The 21,670-nt window shown below is 65.1% G+C and carries 21 protein-coding genes; 10 read left to right on the forward strand and 11 right to left on the reverse strand.

Translation table 11 applies throughout. The features are described from left to right. Window position 1 precedes the first annotated feature (1 nt). The 4 genes from G5V65_RS01410 to G5V65_RS01425 form a co-directional block, all read right to left on the reverse strand. Window positions 2–232, reverse strand: coding sequence for a WGR domain-containing protein (locus G5V65_RS01410; RefSeq protein WP_165046628.1), 231 nt, complete (start codon window positions 230–232; stop codon window positions 2–4). A 64-nt stretch (window positions 233–296) separates the two neighbouring features. Further along, a complete protein-coding gene (locus G5V65_RS01415; RefSeq protein WP_165046629.1) occupies window positions 297–1,085 on the reverse strand; it encodes an exodeoxyribonuclease III in 789 nt (262 codons plus the stop codon). A 69-nt stretch (window positions 1,086–1,154) separates the two neighbouring features. Continuing rightward, window positions 1,155–1,532, reverse strand: coding sequence for a hypothetical protein (locus G5V65_RS01420; RefSeq protein WP_165046630.1), 378 nt, complete (start codon window positions 1,530–1,532; stop codon window positions 1,155–1,157). A 347-nt stretch (window positions 1,533–1,879) separates the two neighbouring features. Further along, window positions 1,880–2,566 carry a response regulator transcription factor gene (locus G5V65_RS01425; protein ID WP_165046631.1) on the reverse strand — a complete coding sequence of 229 codons (687 nt, stop codon included), beginning with the start codon at window positions 2,564–2,566 and terminating at the stop codon, window positions 1,880–1,882. 150 nt (window positions 2,567–2,716) lie between these two features. Here G5V65_RS01425 and ribA point away from each other — a divergent pair, with 150 nt between their 5' ends. From ribA to G5V65_RS01440, 3 genes are all read left to right on the forward strand, one after another. After that, window positions 2,717–3,823, forward strand: a complete 1,107-nt coding sequence (gene ribA / locus G5V65_RS01430) for a GTP cyclohydrolase II (RefSeq protein WP_206526615.1) — start codon at window positions 2,717–2,719, stop codon at window positions 3,821–3,823. A gap of 41 nt (window positions 3,824–3,864) precedes the next feature. Beyond that, a complete protein-coding gene (locus G5V65_RS01435; protein ID WP_165046824.1) occupies window positions 3,865–4,329 on the forward strand; it encodes a L,D-transpeptidase family protein in 465 nt (154 codons plus the stop codon). Between the two features lie 63 nt (window positions 4,330–4,392). Further along, on the forward strand, window positions 4,393–6,279 hold the full coding sequence (locus tag G5V65_RS01440; protein ID WP_165046632.1) for an amylosucrase: 1,887 nt from the start codon (window positions 4,393–4,395) through the stop codon (window positions 6,277–6,279). A gap of 48 nt (window positions 6,280–6,327) precedes the next feature. On the opposite strand, the gene G5V65_RS01445 is transcribed toward G5V65_RS01440, so the two are convergent. The 4 genes from G5V65_RS01445 to G5V65_RS01460 all read right to left on the reverse strand — a co-directional run bounded on the left by G5V65_RS01445 (window position 6,328) and on the right by G5V65_RS01460 (window position 11,643). Continuing rightward, complete coding sequence (locus G5V65_RS01445) at window positions 6,328–6,984, reverse strand: YggS family pyridoxal phosphate-dependent enzyme (protein ID WP_165046633.1); 657 nt, start codon at window positions 6,982–6,984, stop codon at window positions 6,328–6,330. A gap of 107 nt (window positions 6,985–7,091) precedes the next feature. Further along, window positions 7,092–8,123: a porin gene (locus G5V65_RS01450; protein ID WP_165046634.1), complete on the reverse strand. Its 1,032-nt coding sequence runs from the start codon at window positions 8,121–8,123 to the stop codon at window positions 7,092–7,094. Window positions 8,124–8,332: 209 nt separating this feature from the next. Beyond that, window positions 8,333–10,516, reverse strand: a complete 2,184-nt coding sequence (locus G5V65_RS01455) for a tetratricopeptide repeat-containing sulfotransferase family protein (RefSeq protein ID WP_165046635.1) — start codon at window positions 10,514–10,516, stop codon at window positions 8,333–8,335. Between the two features lie 143 nt (window positions 10,517–10,659). Continuing rightward, window positions 10,660–11,643: a porin gene (locus G5V65_RS01460; protein WP_165046636.1), complete on the reverse strand. Its 984-nt coding sequence runs from the start codon at window positions 11,641–11,643 to the stop codon at window positions 10,660–10,662. A 280-nt stretch (window positions 11,644–11,923) separates the two neighbouring features. Between G5V65_RS01460 and G5V65_RS01465 the strand changes: the two genes are divergently transcribed. The 7 genes from G5V65_RS01465 (at window position 11,924) to G5V65_RS01495 (ending at window position 19,193) form a co-directional block, all read left to right on the forward strand. Next, window positions 11,924–12,481: a DUF3576 domain-containing protein gene (locus G5V65_RS01465; RefSeq protein ID WP_165046637.1), complete on the forward strand. Its 558-nt coding sequence runs from the start codon at window positions 11,924–11,926 to the stop codon at window positions 12,479–12,481. Window positions 12,482–12,560: 79 nt separating this feature from the next. Beyond that, window positions 12,561–15,116: a leucine--tRNA ligase gene (gene leuS, locus G5V65_RS01470; protein WP_165046638.1), complete on the forward strand. Its 2,556-nt coding sequence runs from the start codon at window positions 12,561–12,563 to the stop codon at window positions 15,114–15,116. Beyond that, complete coding sequence (gene lptE, locus G5V65_RS01475; protein WP_165046639.1) at window positions 15,103–15,597, forward strand: LPS assembly lipoprotein LptE; 495 nt, start codon at window positions 15,103–15,105, stop codon at window positions 15,595–15,597. The genes leuS and lptE overlap by 14 nt, the downstream gene beginning before the upstream one ends. Then, window positions 15,594–16,610: a DNA polymerase III subunit delta gene (holA, locus tag G5V65_RS01480; protein ID WP_165046640.1), complete on the forward strand. Its 1,017-nt coding sequence runs from the start codon at window positions 15,594–15,596 to the stop codon at window positions 16,608–16,610. The genes lptE and holA overlap by 4 nt, the downstream gene beginning before the upstream one ends. An 87-nt stretch (window positions 16,611–16,697) precedes the next feature. Beyond that, complete coding sequence (locus G5V65_RS01485) at window positions 16,698–17,768, forward strand: HPP family protein (protein ID WP_165046641.1); 1,071 nt, start codon at window positions 16,698–16,700, stop codon at window positions 17,766–17,768. 4 nt (window positions 17,769–17,772) lie between these two features. Then, on the forward strand, window positions 17,773–18,258 hold the full coding sequence (locus G5V65_RS01490; protein WP_165046642.1) for a GAF domain-containing protein: 486 nt from the start codon (window positions 17,773–17,775) through the stop codon (window positions 18,256–18,258). 32 nt (window positions 18,259–18,290) lie between these two features. Further along, window positions 18,291–19,193, forward strand: coding sequence for a LysR family transcriptional regulator (locus G5V65_RS01495; RefSeq protein WP_165046643.1), 903 nt, complete (start codon window positions 18,291–18,293; stop codon window positions 19,191–19,193). A gap of 20 nt (window positions 19,194–19,213) precedes the next feature. Here the strand turns inward: G5V65_RS01495 and G5V65_RS01500 are convergent, their stop codons facing one another. From G5V65_RS01500 to G5V65_RS01510, 3 genes are read right to left on the reverse strand one after another with little or no spacing between them, the layout of a single operon-like run. Beyond that, window positions 19,214–19,963 carry an SDR family NAD(P)-dependent oxidoreductase gene (locus G5V65_RS01500; RefSeq protein ID WP_165046644.1) on the reverse strand — a complete coding sequence of 250 codons (750 nt, stop codon included), beginning with the start codon at window positions 19,961–19,963 and terminating at the stop codon, window positions 19,214–19,216. A gap of 13 nt (window positions 19,964–19,976) precedes the next feature. Then, window positions 19,977–20,690 (reverse strand): SDR family oxidoreductase, encoded by a 714-nt coding sequence (locus tag G5V65_RS01505; RefSeq protein ID WP_206526616.1) that lies wholly within the window; start codon window positions 20,688–20,690, stop codon window positions 19,977–19,979. Window positions 20,691–20,707: 17 nt separating this feature from the next. Beyond that, window positions 20,708–21,607: a LysR substrate-binding domain-containing protein gene (locus G5V65_RS01510; RefSeq protein WP_241250400.1), complete on the reverse strand. Its 900-nt coding sequence runs from the start codon at window positions 21,605–21,607 to the stop codon at window positions 20,708–20,710. Between the last annotated feature and the right edge of the window lie 63 nt (window positions 21,608–21,670).

Here is a 21,670-nt window from a genome sequence, read left to right on the forward strand (position 1 = left end):
TCTATCCTTCCATGGGGCGGTAGCCGCGCCGCCCTGCCCTTTTGCGCCAGCGTTCGGCGGCAAGGCAGGCCTCGCGCAGATTGGAGAACCACACGAGCAGGGCCTGCCCCCGCTTTCCCCTCTGGCCCCATTCGCGCAACACGGAATACTCGCCGAAGAGGTTGTAGCTGACCTCGACCCGGTAGAACCGGGGGCGCGGGCGCGTGTCGCGCAGCATGAGGAAGGTCAGCATTGTCCGGCTCCGTCTTGCCGTTGCGGGGCATGGATTAGCAGATTGGTCGCCACGCGAAAGGGGATCAAAGGTCGAAGGTGGCGAAGACGGGGACGTGGTCCGACGGCTGTTCCCATCCCCGGCAGGGCCGCAGGATGCGGCTGCCATGGGCGGCGGTGGCGATGTCGGGGGTGGCCCAGACATGATCCAGCCGGCGGCCCTTGTCGGCGGCATCCCAATCGGCAGAGCGGTAGGACCACCAGGAATAGAGCAGGCCCTGGGGGATATCCTGGCGCGTGACATCGACCCATGCCCCCGCGTCCTGGGCCTGGGCGAGGTGTTCCACCTCGATCGGGGTGTGGCTGACGATCTTCAGGAGTTGCTTGTGCGACCAGACGTCATCTTCGCGCGGGGCGATGTTCAGATCGCCCACGAGGATGGAGCGGGTGGGCCGTTCGGCATGGAAGTGATCGCGCATATGGGTGAGGAAATCGAGCTTCTGGCCGAATTTCTCGTTCTGGGTGCGGTCGGGGATGTCGCCCCCGGCGGGCACATAGCAATTGTGGATCACGACGCCGTTTTCCAGCCGCGCGGCCACGTGGCGCGCATGGCCCATGGCTGCGAAATCCATGGAACCCGCATCCTGAAGCGGCAGCTTCGAAAGGATGGCGACACCGTTGTAACCCTTTTGCCCGCGCGCCACGATATGGCCATAGCCAAGCGCCCTGAACTGATCGAGCGGGATCTTCTCGACCGGGCTCTTGCATTCCTGAAGGCAGAGGATATCGGGCGTCTCTTCCTGCATGAGACGGGCGACCAGACCTTCGCGCAGGCGGACGGAATTGATGTTCCAGGTGGCGAGGGTGAAGGGCATTGCGTGCTCCGGGATCAGGGACGGCAGACCCTAGGGCCGACCGTCCCGACGCTCAAGCCCGGAGGCGGATCAATCGTTGATCGTGAAGGTATTGATCTCGCAAAGGTTCTGTTCCTTGGTCGCTTCGGCACCTTCGTCGGTGACGAAACGCAGGTCGTAGTCACAGACATCGAGGCCATCGGCGATGGTCACGTCGCCTGACATGCCGGGTTCGACGGCATCGACGGTGAGGATGTTTTCGCCCCAGTTTTCTTCATCCACCGGGGAGACGTTCATCTCGACGATGGTGTGGGAACTGTCGTTGACGAGGGTGAAGACGAGATCTTCGGCAAGGGCGGGGGTGGCAAGCAGCGCCGCGAGAACAGGCGCGAAAGCGAGACGCATGGAATACTCCACATTGAACACCGCACGAGTCGCGGCGCCGTGGTCATACACGAATCGTGCCATTTCAGGAGGTGGAACCTGACTATACTGAAGTATCGTTCGCCCGAGGCCGCGGAAAAAGAAGGCCCGGGCAAGGCGCCCGGGCCGACAGTCCAACAGGGAGGTACAACGTGTATGATCCTGAACGGCAGATGCCGCCTTGACGTAAATCAACATTCCGGAGGCATCGTTTCCAGACCTGATACGACGCATGATGCGGGGCGCAGAAAAAAAAGGCCGGGCGCATTGCCCGGCCAAGTCCAACAGGGAGGATGCCGTGCCATAACCCCGACACGGCAAGGGGAACCTTGGGTGCGATCAACCTCGCATGAAATCGTATATGGGAAGTGAATCCGGCGAATTTAAGTCTGTCACGCCACCAATCTGTAACCGCCGCTTTCGGTGACCAGCAGGCGCGCATTCGAGGGATCGGGTTCGATCTTCTGGCGCAGGCGGTAGATGTGGGTTTCCAGCGTGTGGGTGGTCACCCCGGCGTTATAGCCCCAGACCTCATGCAGCAGCACGTCGCGGGCTACTACCCCTTGTTGCGCGCGGTAAAGGAACTTCAGGATATTGGTTTCCTTTTCCGTCAGGCGGATCTTCTTTTCCTTTTCGTCGACCAGCATCTTCTGCGCGGGCTTGAAGGTGTAGGGGCCAAGCTGGAAGATCGCGTCTTCGGATTGTTCGTGCTGGCGCAGTTGCGCCCTGATGCGCGCAAGCAACACCGGGAACTTGAATGGCTTGGTGACGTAGTCGTTCGCGCCTGCATCGAGGCCCAGGATCGTGTCTGCATCCGAATCATGCCCGGTCAGCATGAGGACCGGACATTTCACCCCACCCTTGCGCATCCGGCGGCAAAGTTCGCGGCCGTCGGTATCGGGAAGGCCGACATCGAGGATCACCAGATCGTAAAGCCCGACCTTGGCCTTTTCCATGCCTTCGGCGCCGGTGCGGGCCTCGAACACGTCGAAATCTTCGGTCATCACCAGTTGCTCGCTCAGCGCTTCGCGCAGATCGTCATCGTCATCGACCAGCAGGATCTTTCGCAGCGTGCCCATGGGAACCTCCCTTCGCTTCTGTTGCGAAACCACATGCGCCCGGGTCGCGGCGGCGACAAGAATTGCAACGGCTGACTCACGCGGTCGTGTGACGCTGTGGGGAAATGTTTCAATTTTCTGCGCTTGGGCCTAGATAGGGCGGCAGAGGACATGATGCCATCCACCCGCCCAACCCTTGCCCCCAATGCGATCGAACGCCTGTCCCGCGCGCGGGGTGATCTGCGCATGGGTGTTCCCGTGGTGATGACGGGGGACGGCCGCGCCATGCTGGTGGTGGCGGTGGAGGCCTTGGAGCCGGAGCGGCTGGCGGCGCTGCGGGCGCTGGGGCAGCCGGAACTGGCGCTGACGGCGCGGCGGGCAGAGACGTTGAAGACCCCCGCCTATGACGGGGATATCGCGCGGGTTCTGGTGCCCGAGGGGATGGGGGTGGAGTGGCTGCGCGCGCTGGCCGATCCGGCGGATGACCTGCGGGTGCCGTTGAAGGGGCCGCTGCGGGCCTTGCGGGACGGATCGTCGGACCTGCACCGCGCGGCGCTGCAACTGGTGAAATCGGCGCATCTTCTGCCGGCGGCGCTGCTGGTGCCGGTGGCGCATGGGCTGGCGCTGGCCGAGGAGAATTCGCTGACGCTGTTGCCCCTGGTCGAGATCATGCCGGAACTGGCGCGGATGTCGCCGCTGCATCCGGTGGTGAATGCGCGGCTGCCGATGCAGGCGGCGCAGGCGGGGCGGGTGCATATCTTCCGGCCCGAGGATGGCGGCGAGGAGCATTACGCGATCGAGATCGGGCGGCCCGACCGCAGCCAGCCGGTTCTGGCGCGGCTGCATTCGGCCTGTTTCACGGGCGATGTGCTGGGCAGCCTGAAATGCGATTGCGGGCCGCAATTGCGCGCGGCCTTGGCGCAGATGGGCGAAGAGGGGGCGGGGGTTCTGCTTTACCTCAATCAGGAAGGGCGCGGGATCGGGCTGGCGAACAAGATGCGCGCCTATTCGTTGCAGGATCAGGGGTTCGACACGGTGGAGGCGAACCATCGCCTTGGCTTCGAGGATGACGAGAGGGATTTCCGCATCGGCGCGGGCATCCTGCGGAAGATGGGATTTTCGGCGGTGCGTCTGCTGACGAACAATCCGAAGAAGATGGCGATGATGGAATCCTGCGGAATCGCCGTGGCCGAGCGGGTGCCGCTGAAGGTGGGGCTGACGGCGCAGAATGCGGGCTATCTGGCGACCAAGGCCGCGAAATCCGGGCATCTGCTGTGAAGCCCAGTGATCTGGTGGTGACGCGCTGGGGCGCGCGCTTCATGGGGCGACGGTTTCCCTGTTCGGTGGGGCGGGGCGGGATCGTGCCTGCGCGCGACAAGCACGAGGGGGATGGGGCCACGCCTGCGGGCGTGCATCGGTTCGTGGGAATGCTCTATCGGCCGGATCGTCTTTCGGCATCGGAACTGCCGGATTGGGCGCTGCCCTTCGGGCCGTCGGACCTGTGGTCGGATGACAGCCGGGATCCGGATTACAACCTGATGGTCCGCGCGCCGCATGCATGGTCGCATGAGCGGCTGACGCGGCCCGATCCGATGTATGACCTGATCCTGTTGACCGATTGGAACTGGCCCCATGCCGAACCGGGGCGGGGGTCGGCCATATTCGTGCACAGCTGGCGCAGGCCCCGGCGCGGGACGGCGGGCTGCGTGGCCTTTGCGCGGCGCGACCTGCTGTGGATCGCGAACCGCATCCGGCATGAGACGCGGTTGATCGTGCGGGGTTGATTGGCCCTTTCCAAACCGCTTTGGATTGCCTAGTCTGCGGGCGGTCATGGGGGGAGGACGATCATGGCGCGCACGCCGTCCGTTGCGGATGACGAAATCTTTGACCTGCGCCTTGCGCGCAGCGCGCCGGACCTGTGGCCGATGCTGGAGGCGCTGTACGGGCAGCGCGCGGAGTATGGCGCGTTCCGCGAGGCACTGCTGAAGGCCATGCGGAAGGCTTGGAAGGACCGCGCGCCCGATCTGAAGCGGCTGGACCTGAAGCGCGATCTGGAACCGGACTGGTTTCAGCGCAGCGACATGGCGGGCTATGTCTTCTACATCGACCGCTTTGCGGGGACGCTGTCCAAGGTTCTGGAAAAGCTGGATTATCTGGAAGAGCTGGGCATCACCTATGTCCATTTCATGCCCTGTCTGAAGCCGCGCCCCGGTGACAGCGATGGCGGCTATTCGGTGATGGATTACCGCGCCATCAACCCCGCCTATGGAACGATGACAGAGTTCGAGGCGGTGACGGAGGAGTTGCGCAAGCGGGGGATTTCGGTCTGCATCGACCTTGTGCTGAACCATACCGCCAAGGAACATGCCTGGGCGAAGAAGGCCGCGAAGGGGGAGGAGAAGTATCAGGACTATTACCTGATGTTCGACTCGCCCGACCTTCCAAAGCGCTATGAGGAGACGCTGGTCGAGGTGTTCCCCGACAATGCGCCGGGCAATTTCACCCATTATCCCGATTTCGGGAAATGGGTCTGGACGACGTTCAACGAACATCAGTGGGATCTGAACTGGGCCAATCCGCAGGTCTTTCTGGAGATCGCGGAGATCATGCTGTTCCTGGCCAATCGCGGCGTGGATGTGCTGCGGCTGGATGCCGTGGCCTTCATGTGGAAGCGGATGGGAACGCGCTGCCAGTCAGAGCCTGAGGTGCATATGCTGTTGCAGGCCCTGCGGGCGGTCTGCCGCATCGCCTGCCCCGCCGTGCTGCATCTGGAAGAGGCCATCGTCGCGCCGGCCGAGATGCTGCCCTATCTGGGGCGCGGGAAGCATGACGGGAAAGAGGGCAATCTGGCCTATCACAACAGCCTGATGGTGCAGTTCTGGTCATCGCTGGCCACGCGCGACACGCGGTTGATGACACATGTCTTGGGGACGCATTTCCCCGACCGGCTGACCAATGCGACCTATGCCACCTATATCCGCTGCCATGACGATATCGGCTGGGCGGTGACGGATGAGGATGCGGCGGCGCTGCATCTGTCGGGGCCGGGGCATCGGGCATTCCTTTCGGATTTCTACGACGGCACCTTCCCGGGCAGTTTCGCGCGGGGGGCCTTGTTCCAGGAGAACCCGGCGACGGGGGACAAGCGGATTTCGGGGACATTCGCCTCGCTCGCCGGGTTGGAGAAGGCGCTGGATGAGGGGGATGTCGCGGCGGCGGAACTGGCGGTGCAGCGCATCCTGATGGGGCATGCGCTGATCGCGGCCTGGGGAGGGATTCCGCTGATCTATATGGGCGATGAACTGGCCCTGCTGAACGATCATGGCTATCGCGACGTTCCCGAACATGCGCATGACAGCCGGTGGATCCATCGGCCCCGGATGGATTGGGCGGCGGCAGAGGCGCGGCATGACGGGAGGGGCCATGGGTCGCGCCTTTGGCTGGGGGTGCGGCATATCCTGGCCCGCCGCCGCGCGACGCCCGCGCTGCATGCGGCCCATCCCATCCGGGTGGTGGGCTGCGACATGGCGCAGGTTCTGGCCTTCCGGCGTGAGGCGCCGACGGGCAACCTGCTGTGTCTGTTCAACTTTTCCGAAGGCTGGGCGCATGTATCAGAGGGCTGGGCGCGGGCGCAGGGGGCGGTGCGGATGCATGACGAATTGTCGAACCATCCGGTCGAGCTGCATCACGGCAATATCGCCCTGCCGCCCTATGCGCGGGTGTGGTTGGGGTGATGCAAGGCTGACCCTGTCCCGGGTCAGGCCCGGGACAGGGTCAGATTATCACTTCGCATAATCCCGCGCGCCGAAGATCGCGTATCCCACGCGGACATGGGTCGCGCCTGCGGCGATGGCGGCTTCGAAATCGCTGCTCATCCCCATCGAAAGCCCCGCAAGGCCGTTGCGCGACGCCATACCTGCCAGTGCAGCAAAGTGGGGGTCTGCGGATTCGGATTCGGGCGGGATGCACATGAGGCCGGAAATCGGCAGGTCCATCGCCCGGCAGGTGGCGATGAAGCCATCCAGATCGGCAGGCAGGACGCCCGCCTTCTGCGGTTCCTCGCCGGTGTTCACCTGCACGAAAAGCTGCGGGCTGCGGCCGCGATCCTGTGCAAGCCGCGCGAGTTTTTCGGCCAGCGAGGGGCGGTCGACGGTGTGGATGGCATCGAAAAGGTCGACGGCAAGCCTGGCCTTGTTGGTTTGCAGCGGGCCGATCATGTGAACCTGCACGGGGCCGAAGCGGGCGCGCAGGTCGGGCCATTTGGCCGCCGCCTCTTGCACGTAGTTTTCGCCGAAGACACGGTGGCCCTGTTCCAGCACCGCGACGACGCGTTCCAGGGGCTGCACCTTTGATACGGCGATCAGCGTGACCGATCCCGCCGCACGCCCCGCCGCCTGTTCCGCCTGTTGCAGGCGCGCGGTGATTTCTGCCAGTGCCATGATGCCCTCCGTCCTTGCCGCATCAGAATCATAGCGCCGCGCGGATTGGAAGCGAGGAACGAAAAAGGGCGGGCCAAGGCCCGCCCTTTCCGATGATCCGGGAGGGATCAGAACGACAGGCCGAGGCCGATCGAGTACTGCTGCTGCGCGCCCGGGGTGACGCCATCGACGTCGTTACCGTAGCCAGCCATGACGACGGCACCGCCGCCCAGATCGTAGTTCACGGCCAGACCGTAGGACTTCACCTTCGGCAGAGCGGCGGTCTTGGATTCGCCGTAGTTGGCGGTCATCGACAGTGCGCCGGTGGTGTAGGTCAGACCCAGACCCGTGCGCTTGGTGTCCGCGCCAACGTCGGGCGACGTCTTGCTGTAGCCGATCATGCCCGAGAAGCCACCCGCAAAGGTTGCGCCGACCGAAGCACCGACGACATCGCCATTCGAGATGGCAGCAGCCTGAGCAGCAACGTCATCCGCCGTGCCATTGATCCCGTCCGGGCCAGGGCCACCGGCATGAGCCGCACGGTTGGTGATCGCACCAGCCATGTAGCCAAGGCCGAAGCGCAGGTCGGTGCCGCCGAAGTTGGCGGAGTAGGTCGCACCGATGCCGACGTTGTCATCAGCGGTCACACCACCGAGAACGGCAGCGTTGCCGTTGTTGGCCTGCTCGTAGGACAGGGCCACGCCGAAATCGCCGAACGAATACTCGTAGCGGACGATCTGGCCGTCATGCGAACCGTCGAAGCCGTTGGCGTTGAAATAGGCGACGTGGGTGGTGTGGTCATCGCCCATCGAGGTGAGCGAGCCCGCATCCTGAACGGCCCAATCGAAGGCGCCATCGGTGTCGCCCATGGTGATTCTACCAAAGGCACCCGACACGAACACGGTGGTGCCCGAGTCATCGCCAGCGGCGACGTTGGTTTCGTCCAGGTCGATCGCCGCGCCGAAGGACAGGCCGCCGTCGGTTTCGCCCGACATGGTGAAGGTCACTTCAACGTCCTGGTGGAACTGGGTGGTGGTTTTCCCAGCGGCGTTTTCCGTCGCCAGGATGCCCATTTCGGCATAACCGGTCACGGCCACTTCGGCGGCAGCGAACCCGGCGGTGCCAGCCAGCATGGTGGTCGCCAGCAGTACCTTTTTCATTGGTATTCTCCTTACTAGGTAATGAACCGATGGGCGGAACCTACTCCTGCAAGGCGTGCATGATAAAGTGTTATGGATATTGCTGTTATGATTAACAAAGGTTAACGATGCATTCCCGCCACAGTGATGCCATGACGGCATGAGGGGCCATCCCCCTTGCAGGCGGCCACATGCGCATTTTTTACAGTTATTTCTGATGCTTGCGCGGATCAGTCCGGCAGAAGGCCGCGTTCGCGCAGGGTGTCGATCATCGGGGCAAGCTCTGCCTCATAGCGCTGCCAGGCCTTTACCGATCCACCGGATATGGGCTGACGCACCTGATACACGCTGAGGGTGTCAACCTTGCGCTTGTTCTGGTGGAAGTTCAGGCAGGCCTCTTCCCAATCCAGCCCGGCGGCGGCGATCAGCTTGCGCGATTCCTCTTCCGGATTGGCGACGAGGGTTTCGTATTGCACCTCGGTGAACCAGTCGGGGGTTTCGCCGCGCCAGAATTCGACCATCTCCACGAAGGTGGCGTAGTAGTTCGCCAGATCGCGCAGATCGTAGGCGTAGAGATGGGTGCCTTCGGGGAAGCGGTTCTTGTAGATCGACAGGAGCGTATCGCGCGGATCGCGGCGGACAACGATGATGCGCGCGTTGGGCAGGGCCAGCTTGACCAGGCCGATATACATGTAGGTTGTGATCGACTTGTCGGTGATGATGTCCGATCCGGGGAAGCGTTCGCCCAGTTCGCGGATGAAGGCATGGCCCATGGCGGCGATATCGGGATGGGCCACATCGACGAGGCGGCGGATATCGTCATAGCCATCGGGGCGCGTCATCAACAGGCGCTGGCAGGCGCCCTGCAGCACGGCAAGTTCGCCCGCCCCGGTAACGCGGGAATGGCTGGCGATGATCTGCTCCACCAGCGTCGTGCCCGAGCGGGGCATGCCCGTCACGAAGACGGGGGCGGCGTCCGAGGTGCCGGGAACCCGCGTTCCGGCCCAATCGAAGCCGCGCATGGATTTCTGCATGGCTGCCACCTCGGCCAGGCGGACGGAAATGTCATAGGGATATAGCTTGCGCGTCAGATCGTTGGCCTGGCGGATATAGGGGAAGGCGGCGGTGTAGTCCTTCTGATCCTCCAGCGCCTTGCCCAGCGCGAAGGCGAAGGAGAGGCGCGAACGATCCGGCAGATCGGGGCGGGCCATGGCCGCCTGCATCTGGCCGACGATGGGATCGCCCGGCTTTACCTTGTAGCTGACGATGAAGTTGCGGAAGAGATCGCCATCAAGCGGGGAATGATCCAGCGCGATGCGGAACATACGGTCGGCTTCTTCGAAGCGGCCTGCCGTCTGCAGGAGGCTGGCCTTCTTGTTCAGGGCCATCACGTTGTCGGGGCGCAGGATGAGCGCGCGTTCGATCAGATCGGCGGCTTCGGCATCGCGATCCAGATGGGAATAGACCTGCGAGAGGACGACCATCGCTTCGGCCGATCCATTCTTGGAAAGGACGAGCGCCTTCTCCAGCATCTCGGCCGCGCGGTGGTGATCGCGCAGAAGCATCAGCGTGTTGCCATAGGCGATGCGGGCGGGGACGGAATCGGGGTAGAGGCGGACCAGCCGTTCGGCATAGCGGGCGGCGCGGCCCGGCTGTGTCTGCTGGTTGAGGAGGGTGACATAGCGCTGCAGCGCGGCCTCCATGTCGGGGGCGCGGGCGATGGCAGCGCGATAGGCGCGCAGGGCGTCTTCCATGCGGCCCTGGCGGCGCAGTTCGTTGGCCTCGTTCAGCCAGGCTTCGGCGTAGAACGGGTCGATCTTCTGCGCGCTGCGCAGGGCGGCGAGGGATTCGGGGCCCCTTTCCAGGCCGCTGAGGATGGTGCCCAGCATGTTGTGCAGAAGGGCCGAGCGGGGATGGGCGGAGAGGAGCTTTGCGGCGGTCTGGCGGGCGGCGGGAAAGTCGCCGCGGGCGATGAGCTGCGAGATGCGGGCAAGGGCCTGGTCCGGGACGCCCGCCACATCGGGCCGCGAGGCGCGGCGCTGCGCGCCGAAGCGGTCCTGCAGGCGGATGCGGATGGCCGGGGGAAGCTGCGACGATTTCACGGCGTCGAGGAAGGCGCGCTCGGCCTCCTTGCTGCCGTCGAGGGAGGCGAGATCGGCCCATGTCGCCCAGACGGCCGGTTCCGCAGGCTTCAGCCGCGCGGCGGCGGCGGCGTGGTCGAGGGCGCGGTCATACATGTCGAATTCGCCGAAGATCCGGGCGGCCTGCCAGATCGGTTCGGGCAGACGGGGATTGCTTTCGATGATGCGACCGAAGATCGGGAGGGCCTCTTCCGGCTGACCGGCACCGAGTTTTGCCAAGGCTTCGGCATAGAGCGACTTGATCTCGGCATTGGAAAGGGTGGCGGCGGACATGGGGCCTCTCTCGTGGCGGAGCCTTTGCATCCAGCCCTTAACGCCCGGGATCGGGGAAGTCGAGAAAGGCTGTCAGGGCGGGTGTTCAAATGAAAAGAGCGGGCTCTCGCCCGCTCTTCCATCAGATCGTGACTTCCGTCAGATCAGAACGACAGGCCGAGGCCGATCGAGTACTGCGACTGGTCGCCAGCAGCAGCGCCCACGTCCGAGCCGTAGCCAGCCATCACGACAGCACCGCCACCCAGATCGTAGTTCACGGCCAGACCATAGGTCGAGTCGCTCGCGCCGACATCGGGGTTGAAGTGGCCGACGTTGGCGTGCAGCGACAGAGCGCCGGTGGTGTAGGTCACGCCGAGGCCGGTGTGCGCGAAGTCAGCCATGGTGGCAGCGCCGCCAGCGACGTTGGTCGCGTCGAAGTCGTACTTGATGTAGCCCAGCGAGACAGCGAAGCCGCCAGCCAGCTCGGCCGAAACCGACGCACCGATCGCATCGCCGTTGGTGTAGACAGCAGCAGCGGTCGGAGCATCCGAGCCAGCCTGATAGCCGAGGCCGAACTTCAGAGCGGTGCCGCCCATGTCCATCGAGTAGGTCGCACCGATGGCAACGTTGTCGTCAGCCAGCGTGCCGGTGGCGTTGTTGCCAGCCTGCTCGTACGACAGAGCGACGCCGAAGTCACCGAACGAGTACTCGTAGCGGACGACCTGGTTGTCATGCGAACCGTCGAGGCCGTTGCCTGCGAAGTAGAACAGGTGGGTGGTGTGGTCGTCGCCCATCGAGGTGAGAGCGCCGGCATCAGCCACGGCCCAGTCCAGAGCGCCGTCGGTGTCGCCCATGGTCAGCTTGCCGAAAGCACCCGACACGAACACGGTGGTGCCCGAGTCATCGCCAGCGGCGACGTTGGTTTCGTCCAGGTCGATCGCGGCGCCGAAGGACAGGCCACCGTCGGTTTCGCCCGACATGGTGAAGGTCACTTCAACGTCCTGATGGAACTGAGCGTTGGTCGAGCCGGCGAAGCCTGCTTCGCTGCGGATGATCCCGATTTCAGCGTAGCCCGTGACTGCCACTTCGGCAGCAGCGATACCAGCGGTGCCAGCGAGCATCGTGGTCGCGAGAAGAATCTTTTTCATCGTTTTCCCTCGTTGTCTTAAGGAGCGCCCAACCCAGGGGAATCCGGGAAGGGGATGCAGCTTTCATCAATCTTAACGCCCCGGATTGCAACGACGGAGCTTTAGTAAAAGTTAATGCCCGAATTCGTGGTGCAGTCTTGCCACAGTCCATTCTCAGCCCCTGCGCGAACAGGGGAATGCCTGCGCGTGGGCAGGCGGGCGAGGGGGCGCTGCGGGGAAAAGCCTTGGCACGCCGGAAAGGCTGGGCTAGACAACGGACCAAAGGGTAACGGGGGTCTGGATGAACCTGCATCGCTTGGCAAAAGGCGCGCTGATCGGCGGCATTCTGATCTCTGTCTCGGGGTGCGGCACCGGGATCGGCAGCGGCGACAGCGGCCTGTTCCGCCGGAACGCGGCCCCCTCGATCCCCGCCGAGGAGACGCTGGAGCGGCGCGAACGGGCCGAGGCGCAGCGCGCGGCAGCGGATCGGGCGCAGGGAACGAAGACGAACCGTTCGTCCTTCTTCGATCTGTTCCGCAACGGCACGGACCCGAATACCACCGTCGAGGTGAACAAGTATCTGTGGGTTGCGGCGCAGGACGTGCTGAATTTCCTGCCCATCGAATCGGTCGATCCCTTTACCGGCGTGATCGTGACGGGCTATGGCACCCCGCCCGGCGGTGGCCGCGCCTATCGCGCGACGATCTATGTGCAGGACCCGGCGCTGGATGCGCGCAGCCTGAAGGTGGCGCTGCAATCTTCCGGCGGCGGTGCGGTCGATCCCGGAACGGTGCGGGCGATCGAGGACGCGATCCTGACCCGGGCGCGCCAGCTGCGCATTCAGGACAGCAAGCTGTAAGGCTTTTGCTGCGGCATCACTGGACCTTGGCCGCGCGGCTTGTATAACCACGCGCGAAACCGAATGCCGAGGGCAAGTGATGTCGCGCTACGAACCGAGCCGGACCGAACCGAAATGGCAAGCCGCCTGGGATCAGGCCGGGGCCTTCACGGCGCGGCGCGATCCGGCAAAGCCCAAATATTACGTGCTGGAGATGTTCCCCTATCCGTCGGGGCGCATCCATATGGGCCATGTGCGCAACTATACCATGGGCGATGTGGTGGCGCGGCAGAAGGCGGCGGCGGGGTATTCGGTGCTGCATCCGATGGGCTGGGATGCCTTCGGGATGCCCGCCGAGAATGCCGCGATGGAGCGGGGCGGCCATCCCAAGGACTGGACCTATGGCAACATCGCCGACATGCGCGCGCAGATGAAGCCCTTGGGCCTGTCGATCGACTGGAGCCGCGAATTCGCCACCTGCGACCCGGAATATTACGGCCAGCAGCAGGCGATGTTCATCGACATGCTGGAAGCGGGCCTTGTGTATCGCAAGAACGCGGTGGTGAACTGGGACCCGGTCGACATGACGGTTCTGGCCAATGAACAGGTGATCGACGGCAAGGGCTGGCGGTCGGGCGCGGCGGTGGAGCGGCGGGAACTGACGCAGTGGTTCTTCAAGATCTCGGACTATTCCGAAGACCTGCTCAACGCACTGGATACGCTGACCGACTGGCCCGAAAAGGTGCGGCTGATGCAGGCCAACTGGATCGGCAAGTCGCGCGGTTTGCAGTTCGGCTTTGAAACCGTGGGGGCGCCGGCAGGGTTCGAGACGCTGGAGGTGTATACCACCCGGCCTGACACGCTGATGGGGGCAAGCTTTGCCGCCATTTCGGCGGATCATCCGCTGGCCAAGGCCCTGGAGCATGATCCGAAGGTTGCGGCCTTTGTCGCGGAATGCCGCAAGGGCGGGACCAGCGCGGAAGAGATCGAGACGGCCGAGAAGATCGGCCTTGATACCGGCATCCGGGTGAAGCATCCGCTGGACCCGGCCTGGGAACTGCCGGTCTGGATCGCGAATTTCATCCTGATGGATTACGGCACCGGCGCGATCTTCGGCTGCCCGGCGCATGACCAGCGCGATTTCGACTTCGCCACGAAATACGGCCTGCCGATCAAGGCGGTCTTCGTGGCCGAAGGGGCCGAGGATGCGGCACTGGCCGAAGCCTTTGTTCCGATGAAATCGGAGCGGGTGCGCTATGTGCGCGGCTTTGCCGGGGCCGAGGTGCAGACGGGGGAAGAGGCCATCGCTGCCGCCATTGCCCATGCCGAGGCGCAGGGCTACGGGACCGGCGTGACCAAGTTCCGCCTGCGCGACTGGGGCATCAGCCGGCAACGCTATTGGGGATGCCCGATTCCGGTTGTGCATTGCGCGACCTGCGGCGTGGTGCCCGAGGCGAAGGCGAATTTGCCCGTCACGCTGCCCGATGACGTGACCTTTGACGTTCCCGGCAACCCGCTGGATCGCCACCCGACCTGGCGCGATTGCACCTGCCCGAAATGCGGCGCGAAGGCCCGGCGCGAGACGGACACGATGGATACCTTCGTCGATTCGTCCTGGTATTACGCGCGCTTCACCGCGCCACGGGCCACCACGCCCACCATCGCGGAAGATGCCGAATACTGGATGAATGTCGACCAGTATATCGGCGGGATAGAACATGCGATCCTGCACCTGCTCTACTCCCGGTTCTTTGCACGGGCGATGCAGAAGACCGGCCATCTGCCGCAAAAGGCGGTGGAGCCGTTCAACGCGCTGTTCACCCAAGGCATGGTGACGCATGAGATCTATCTGACGCGGGATGCCAATGGCCGCCCCGTCTATCACCTGCCCGAGGATGTGATCCGCAGCGATGCAGGGGCCACGCTGAAGGACGGCACGGCGGTGGAGATCATTCCTTCGGCCAAGATGTCGAAATCGAAGAAGAATGTCGTCGATCCGATGAACATCATCGCCCAGTTCGGCGCGGATACGGCGCGCTGGTTCGTGATGTCGGACAGCCCGCCCGAACGGGATGTGGAATGGACATCGTCCGGCGCGGAGGCGGCCTTCAAGCATCTGGGGCGCGTGTGGCGCATCGCCGATGAGATTGCCGGGTCGGATGCCGCCGCCAATGCGGCCGAGGATGCGGCGCTGGCCCGCGCCACGGCGAAGGCCATCGACGAGGTGACGAAGGGGATCGAGGGATTCGCCTTCAACAAGGCCATCGCGAAGCTTTACGAATTCACCAACACCCTGCAGCGGTCGCAGGCCGGGGCAGAGGCACGGCGCGCGGCGATGCGGGCCATGGCGCAGCTGATGCAACCGATGACCCCGCATCTGGCGGAAGAGGTCTGGTCGATGCTGGGCGGCGCGGGGCTGGTGGCGCTGGCCCCCTGGCCCAAGGCCGATCCGGCGCTGCTGGTGGAGGATGATGTGACCCTGCCGATCCAGATCAACGGCAAGCGGCGGGCGGAAATCACCGTTCCGAAGGATATGCCCGCCTCCGAGGTTGAAAAGATCGCGCTGGCGGATGAAGCTGTGATCAAGTTCCTTGCCGGGCAGCCGGTGAAGAAGATCATTGTCGTCCCGGGGCGCATCATCAATGTCGTCGTCTGACCGCCGCCATTTCCTTCTGGGCCTTGCCGCCCTGCCCCTTGCCGCCTGCGGCTTTACCCCGGCCTATGGGCCGAAAGGCGGGGCGGCTGCGCTGCGCGGGCGTGTTGCGGTGCAGGCCCCCGTCAGCAAGGGCGATTTCGATTTCGTGGCACGGCTGGAATCGCGGATCGGGCGGGGCGAGGCCGTGGCCTATGACCTGGGCTATTCCATCGCGGTGACGCGGCAATCGGGCGGGATCACCGCCGCGAACGAGACGACCCGCTATACGCTGCGCGGAACGGCGACATGGACATTGACGGACCGCGCCAGCGGCAGCCGCGTGGCCGGGGGCGAGGTTTCGGCCTTCACGTCCTGGTCGGCGACGGGAACGACTGTGGCGGGACTTGCCGCCGAGGATGATGCCGCGCGGCGGTTGATGGTGATGCTGGCAGATCAGGTGGTGATCCGCCTTCTGGCCGTTGCCCCCACCCTGAACCGATGATCCTGAAGGGGGCGGAGGTCAGCCGCTATTGCGCCCGGCCGGATCCGGGCAAGACCGGGCTCTTGATCTTTGGCGCGGATCCGATGCGGGTGGCTTTGCGGCGGCAGGAAGTGATCGCCGCGCTGATCGGGCCCGAGGGAGAGGCCGAAATGCGCCTGACGCGCATTCCGGGCGCGGACCTGCGCAAGGATGCGGCGCTGCTTCTGGATGCGATCAAGGCGCAGGGGTTCTTTCCCGGCCCCCGGGTGGCCTTTGTCGAGGATGCCACGGATACATTGACGGCGACGATCACGGCGGCGCTGGCGGACTGGAAGCCCGGCGATGCGCAGGTGATCGTGACGGCGGGCGGGTTGACCGGGAAATCGTCGCTGAAGACACTGTTCGAGAAGCACCCCTCGACCTTCTGCATCGGCCTTTACGACGATCCGCCCTCGCGGGAAGAGATCGAGGAGACGCTGAAGAAGGCGGGGCTTGCCGCCATCGACCGCGAGGCGATGACGGATCTTCTGTCGCTGGCGCGGGCGCTGGATCCGGGCGATTTCCGCCAGACGGTCGAGAAGATCGCGCTTTACAAGCATGGCGACAGCACGCCGCTGACCCCTGCCGAGATTGCGGCCCTGGCCCCGGCGACGGTTGAGGCAGAGGTGGATGAACTTGTTGCCGTGGTGGCGGATCGCAAGGTGCAGGCCATCGGGCCGCTGCTGCGGCGGCTGGAGGGACAGGGCACGCAGCCGGTGACGCTGTGCATTTCCACCCTGCGCCATTTCCGGGCGCTGCACATGGCCGTGAGCGAGCCCGGAGGGGCGGCCTCGGCCATCGGGCGGATGCGGGGGGTGCATTACAAGACCCGGGATGCGCTGATCCGACAGGCGCAGATCTGGCCCTCGCACCGGCTGGAAGAGGCGATCGCGCATCTGCTGGAGACGGATCTGACGCTGCGATCTGCCTCCCGCGCGCCGGGAATGGCCGTCATGGAGCGCGCGCTGATCCGTTTGGCGATGATGCGTGGCTAGGTCGGAAGCGGGCGGGGATCGGTCTGACCCGGGGTTTCCCCCGGGGGGAAAACGCGCGAAGGTGCGGGCGTGGAACAGAGACATGGCATGATGCGACTGCGCGCACTTGGCCCGGCGATGCCGATGATGAAGCCGGGCGTGGCGGTGTCTGCCGGGATTGGCGCAGCGGTGGGTCTGCTGGCCTGTGACCTTTTGCTCTGGCTGATCGCGCAAGGGGCGGAGATCGGCCATCTGCTGCTGGTGGCCCCTTTCGGCGCATCGGCCCTGCTGATCTTCGTCATTCCCAACAGCCCGCTGGCGCAGCCCTGGTCGGTGGTGATCGGGAACACCGTCGCGGCGCTTGCGGCGCTGGCGGTGATGCGGGTGACGGATGTGCCGTTGATCGCGGCACCGCTTGCGGTGGGGCTGGCCATTGTCCTGATGGGAATGGCACGCGCGCTGCATCCTCCGGCGGGGGCGGTGGCGCTGGCCACAGTGCTGGCGGCGGGCGAGGCGGATTTTCCGGGCCTGAGCTTTGCGATCATTCCGGTGGGGCTCGGGTCGGTGTTCCTGGTGGCAGCGGGGATCGTCTGGCACCATTTCTCCGGGCGGTTCTATCCGTTCCGCCAGCCGCATGCGCCCGATCAGGGAAAGGCGGATCCCCCGCCCGAGCGGCGGCTGGGCCTGCGGCCAGAGGAACTGGCGACGCTGATCGACCGGCTGCGCATGGCGCCGAATATCGGGGTGGAGGATCTGGCCCGCGTATTGGATGCTGCCGAGATGGAGGCGGCCTCGCATCATCTGGGCGGGCTGACGGCGGCCGATGTGATGACGCGCGACCTGGTGACGGCAGATGCCGACATGACGGTCGGCGAACTGGCCGACCTGTTCCGCAGGCATGGGTTCAAGACTTTGCCGCTGGCGACGGCGGCGGGGGATCATGTCGGGCTGATCGACCAGAGCATGTTGCTGGGGCAGTTGGACCCTGATCTGACGGCGGGCGATCTTGCCAGGGACGTGGCCACGCTTGGCCCGGATGCGGATGCGGCGGCGCTGATGGCGCTGCTTGCCGTGGGGCGGCAACAGGCGGTGCCCATCGTGGCGGCGGGCAAGCTGGTAGGTCTGGTCACCAGATCGGACCTGCTGGCGCTGCTGGCCGCCCGGCTGCGGGAGGGGTAGGGAGATGCGGCACGCCAGTGCAGAACCCGCCCCGTCCGAAGCTTTCGTCGCGCTGGAGCGCGCCTGCGCGGATCTGGGGACGCGGCTTTTCACCATCACGACCCATGATCTGGACAGGGGCCTGTTTCGCCGGATCCACAGTTCACATCCGGTGGAATATCCGCTGCATGGCACCAAGCCGCTGGAGCGGGATGCCTGGTTCGATCTTTGCGTTGTTCGAGGCGAGCCGTTCATCGCCAATGAACCGGCGGCCTTCGCCACGGTGTTCTTCGATCATGCGCTGATCACCTCCATGGGGCTGGGTTCTGCCGCCAATCTGCCGCTTGTCGATGCGGATGGCAGCGTGCCGGGGACGGTCAACCTTCTGGCGGAGACGGGGCATTTCACGACAGCCCGCCTGACGGCCTATGGCGGGCTTGTGTCGCGCTTTCGATCTGCGATCCTGTCCGATATGCGTTCCAGGATTTCGGAAGGGGGCCCGGGCGGGTAACCCAGGCCGGGTTGCCAATCTGGACAGGTGCCATGGCATTCACGCTGCGTCAGCTTCAGTTCTTCGTTGCGGCCGCCGAGGCGGGCAGCGTGTCGGGTGCGGCGCGGGCGCTGTCCATCTCGCAGTCCTCTGTCACCGAGGCGATCCGGGCGCTGGAGGATGATCTGGGGGTGATCCTGTTCGACCGGCAGGCGCGCGGCCTGCTGATCACCCACAAGGGCAGCGCCTTCCTGCGCCATGCGCGCCAGATCCTTGCCGATGTGGCAACGGCCCGGACCGCCTTTCGCGACGAGGCCGAAACCGCGAGCGGGCGGCTGTCGCTGGGGGTGACCTCACTGGTGGCGGGATATGTGCTGTCGGATATCCTGTCGCGCTTTCGCCGGGCCTTTCCGCGGGTGGAGCTGAACGTGATCGAGGATAGCGGCGACTATCTTCAGCATCTGCTGATCGGGGGCGAGCTGGATGTGGCGGTGCTGCTGACATCCTCGGTCCGGGACAGGATGGCGCTGCAGGTGGAAACGCTGCTGGTATCGCCCTATCGGCTGTGGCTGCCGCTGGGCCATCCGCTGGCGCAGCAGGAGGCCATTGCGCTGGAGGAACTGGCGGGGCAGCCGCTGATCCAGCTGATGGTGGACGAGATCGAGGAATCGACCCGCAGGCTGACGGAAGCCTTGCCGGTGAAGCCCGAGGTGGCCTTTCGCACCCGATCGGTCGAGGCGGTGCGCAGCCTGGTGGCGACGGGCGCAGGGCTGGCGATATTGCCCAGCCTTGTCTATCGGCCCTGGTCGCTGGAAGGGGACCGGATCGAGATCCGGGATGTTTCGGGCGATCTGCCGTCGGTTCAGGTGGGGCTGGCATGGCGTCGCGGTGCCCCGCTGAGCGGGCCTGCGCTGAATTTCATCCGGTCGGCCCAGAGCAACGTGCCCAACCGCTGATCCCTCGGGCGGTGGGCGGATCAGGCGTAGATGTAGCCGCCCGAGACGATGATGGTTTCGCCCGTCATGTAGGTATTCTTCGGCCCCCCCGCCATGAGAACCCATTCGGCCATCTCCTGCGGTTCGCCCCCACGTCCGAGGGGGCTGGCCTTGGCCAGTTCCGGCAGAAAGCCCAGTTGTCTGGCACGTTCCGTGGCCATGCCTGCGGGGGCGACGGAATTCACGAGGATGCCGTCGGGCGCGACCTCGTGCGCCATGCTTTTCGTCAGGCTGACGACGGCGGCCTTGGTGGCGGCGTAATGGGCGTTCTGGGGATGGGCCTTGAAGGCATCGACCGAGGTGATGTTGACGATCCTGCCCCGAACCATGCCGACCGGCGGCTGAAGGCGCATCTGCCGGATGGCGGCCACCATCATGTGATGGGTGCCCTTGATGTTGACGGCGAGCGAGGCATCCCAATCCGCATCGGTTATCTCGAGGATGGGTTTGCGCGGATAGATGGCTGCCGCATTGACCAGCGTATCCACGCGGCCAAGCGACCGGGCGACCGTGGCAAAGGCCGCATGGGCCGCATCCGCCGTGCGGATATCGCAGGCGGCGAAGGCTGTGGGCAGCCCGGCCTTGCGCGCCGGGGCGAGGGCCGCCTCCGCCGCGCGGGGATCGAGGTCGATGATGCCGATGGCAGAGGCCCCTTCGGCCACGGCCATTTCCGCAAGAAGCGCGCCAAGGCCCGCCCCCCCGCCCACGATGACAAGGCTGATATTCTTCATGCGGATGTCCCTTCTATTTGCTGCCGGTGGCAGAGGCGGGCTGTGTGGGAAGGATGTCGAACCGGCTGACATCGACGGTCTGCGGCAGGCCGATCACGGCCATGACCATGGCGGCGACATCTGCCGGCTGCACGGCAGAATGCCCGGCATACATGGCGGCGCGGGCCTCTTCGGACAGGACATCGCGGTAGAGGCCCGTCTCGACCCGGCCTGCGACGATTTCGGTGACGCGGACACCGCTGGCGGCCAGATCGAGGCGCAGGGCCTGGGCAAAGCCCGCGATGGCGGATTTGGTGGCGCAATACAGCGCCATGCCGGGAAAGGGGGCGTGGCCTGCGGTAGAGCCGGTGAAGAAGACATGCCCCCGTCCCCGCGCCCGCATGCCGGGCGCGATCTGGCGGGTGACTTTCAGCACCGAGCCAAGGTTCACGGCAAGGGCGCGGTCGATCCCGGAGGCGTCCAGATCGCAGAAGTTGCCGGGCGGCGGCATGAGACCGGCATTGTTGACAAGGACATCGGGCTGCCAGCCCGCGATGGCGCGCATGACCGCATCATCCTGTGTCATGTCCGCGGCAAGCGGGGTAAGGCCCGGCTCGCGCGCCAGTTCGGCAAGCGCCGTGGCAGAGCGGCCAAGGGCGAGGACGGAATAGCCGCCATCGCGCAGGGCCAGCGCGATGGCGCGCCCTATTCCCCCCGTGGCCCCTGTGACGATTGCCTGCGGCTGCATCCTGCGATCCTTCTGCATCATGGTTCCGGCAGGGCCGACCAGTCCTGCTCTTCGATCCAGCGGCAGAAGGTGGCGACCGTCCTGTCGCGGCGGTGGGATTTCGGCAGCACCAGATAGAAGCCGGGGATCTGGTCATCGGCCATGCCGGACATGACATCGAGCCCGAAGGGTGCCGCGACTCGACCTGCGGCGATATCCTCGGTCGCGTCGATCATCGAGATCAGCCCCACGCCAAGCCCGGCCAGCGTGGCGCGGCGCATCGTGGCGGCGTCCTGAAAGCGGATGTCGCCGCGCCCGCCTTCGCCCGCGACACCAAGGCTGGCCAGAAGCCGCGACCAGAGCTGATCGGAATTGACCGGATGGAGAAGGGGAAGTTGCAGAAGATCGGCGGGGCGGGTGATGCGCGCGGCCAGATCGGGGGTGCAGCAGACCACCTTCCTGTCCTGCAGGAGAAGGACCTGATCGAAAGGCTTCCAGGTGCCATAGCCCCACTGGATCGCAACGTCGATGTCTTCGGCCACAAAATCGGGCAGATCGACCATGGTCGTCAGGCGCAGATCGGCATCGGGCATGATGTCGCGAAAGCGGGCCAGACGGTCGAGCAGGTAGCGGGTGGCGAAATAGGGGCTGACATTGACGCTGATCCGGTTGCGCTGACCCGCGCGGGTGACGCGGCGCACGCCTTCGGCGATTTCGTCAAGGCCAGCCTGCACGTGATGGGCCAGAAGGATGGCCTGAGCGTTCGGCTCGATCGCCCTGCCCTTTCGTTCGAACAGCACGACGCCGAGGCTGTCTTCAAGCAGTTTGATCTGCTGGCTGACGGCCTGCGGCGAGACGAGCAGTTCTTCCGAGGCGCTGCGAAAGCTGCGATGGCGCACCACGGTCTGAAAGACCCGCAGCGCGTTCAGCGGCAGCATGCGAAGCGCGCGGTCGCCTTTCATCTGCGATGGCGTCCCGTCAGGCCGTGTGTGGAAGAGATG

Origin of the sequence: Paragemmobacter kunshanensis, from assembly GCF_011059185.1 — a bacterium.
Classification (GTDB): Bacteria; Pseudomonadota; Alphaproteobacteria; order Rhodobacterales; family Rhodobacteraceae; genus Paragemmobacter; species Paragemmobacter kunshanensis.

Coding starts and splice junctions, on each gene's coding strand:
- G5V65_RS01500 (WP_165046644.1), bottom strand. CDS start 19,963: ATGAAGAATATCAGCCTTGTCATCGTGGGCGGGGGGGCGGGCCTTGGC.
- G5V65_RS01445 (WP_165046633.1), bottom strand. CDS start 6,984: ATGGCACTGGCAGAAATCACCGCGCGCCTGCAACAGGCGGAACAGGCG.
- G5V65_RS01495 (WP_165046643.1), top strand. CDS start 18,291: ATGGCATTCACGCTGCGTCAGCTTCAGTTCTTCGTTGCGGCCGCCGAG.
- G5V65_RS01505 (WP_206526616.1), bottom strand. CDS start 20,690: ATGCAGCCGCAGGCAATCGTCACAGGGGCCACGGGGGGAATAGGGCGC.
- G5V65_RS01435 (WP_165046824.1), top strand. CDS start 3,865: ATGGGGCGACGGTTTCCCTGTTCGGTGGGGCGGGGCGGGATCGTGCCT.
- G5V65_RS01455 (WP_165046635.1), bottom strand. CDS start 10,516: ATGTCCGCCGCCACCCTTTCCAATGCCGAGATCAAGTCGCTCTATGCC.
- G5V65_RS01420 (WP_165046630.1), bottom strand. CDS start 1,532: ATGGCACGATTCGTGTATGACCACGGCGCCGCGACTCGTGCGGTGTTC.
- holA (WP_165046640.1), top strand. CDS start 15,594: ATGATCCTGAAGGGGGCGGAGGTCAGCCGCTATTGCGCCCGGCCGGAT.
- G5V65_RS01485 (WP_165046641.1), top strand. CDS start 16,698: ATGATGCGACTGCGCGCACTTGGCCCGGCGATGCCGATGATGAAGCCG.
- G5V65_RS01465 (WP_165046637.1), top strand. CDS start 11,924: ATGAACCTGCATCGCTTGGCAAAAGGCGCGCTGATCGGCGGCATTCTG.
- lptE (WP_165046639.1), top strand. CDS start 15,103: ATGTCGTCGTCTGACCGCCGCCATTTCCTTCTGGGCCTTGCCGCCCTG.
- G5V65_RS01440 (WP_165046632.1), top strand. CDS start 4,393: ATGGCGCGCACGCCGTCCGTTGCGGATGACGAAATCTTTGACCTGCGC.
- G5V65_RS01490 (WP_165046642.1), top strand. CDS start 17,773: ATGCGGCACGCCAGTGCAGAACCCGCCCCGTCCGAAGCTTTCGTCGCG.
- G5V65_RS01415 (WP_165046629.1), bottom strand. CDS start 1,085: ATGCCCTTCACCCTCGCCACCTGGAACATCAATTCCGTCCGCCTGCGC.
- G5V65_RS01425 (WP_165046631.1), bottom strand. CDS start 2,566: ATGGGCACGCTGCGAAAGATCCTGCTGGTCGATGACGATGACGATCTG.
- G5V65_RS01410 (WP_165046628.1), bottom strand. CDS start 232: ATGCTGACCTTCCTCATGCTGCGCGACACGCGCCCGCGCCCCCGGTTC.
- G5V65_RS01450 (WP_165046634.1), bottom strand. CDS start 8,123: ATGAAAAAGGTACTGCTGGCGACCACCATGCTGGCTGGCACCGCCGGG.
- ribA (WP_206526615.1), top strand. CDS start 2,717: ATGATGCCATCCACCCGCCCAACCCTTGCCCCCAATGCGATCGAACGC.
- G5V65_RS01510 (WP_241250400.1), bottom strand. CDS start 21,607: ATGCTGCCGCTGAACGCGCTGCGGGTCTTTCAGACCGTGGTGCGCCAT.
- leuS (WP_165046638.1), top strand. CDS start 12,561: ATGTCGCGCTACGAACCGAGCCGGACCGAACCGAAATGGCAAGCCGCC.
- G5V65_RS01460 (WP_165046636.1), bottom strand. CDS start 11,643: ATGAAAAAGATTCTTCTCGCGACCACGATGCTCGCTGGCACCGCTGGT.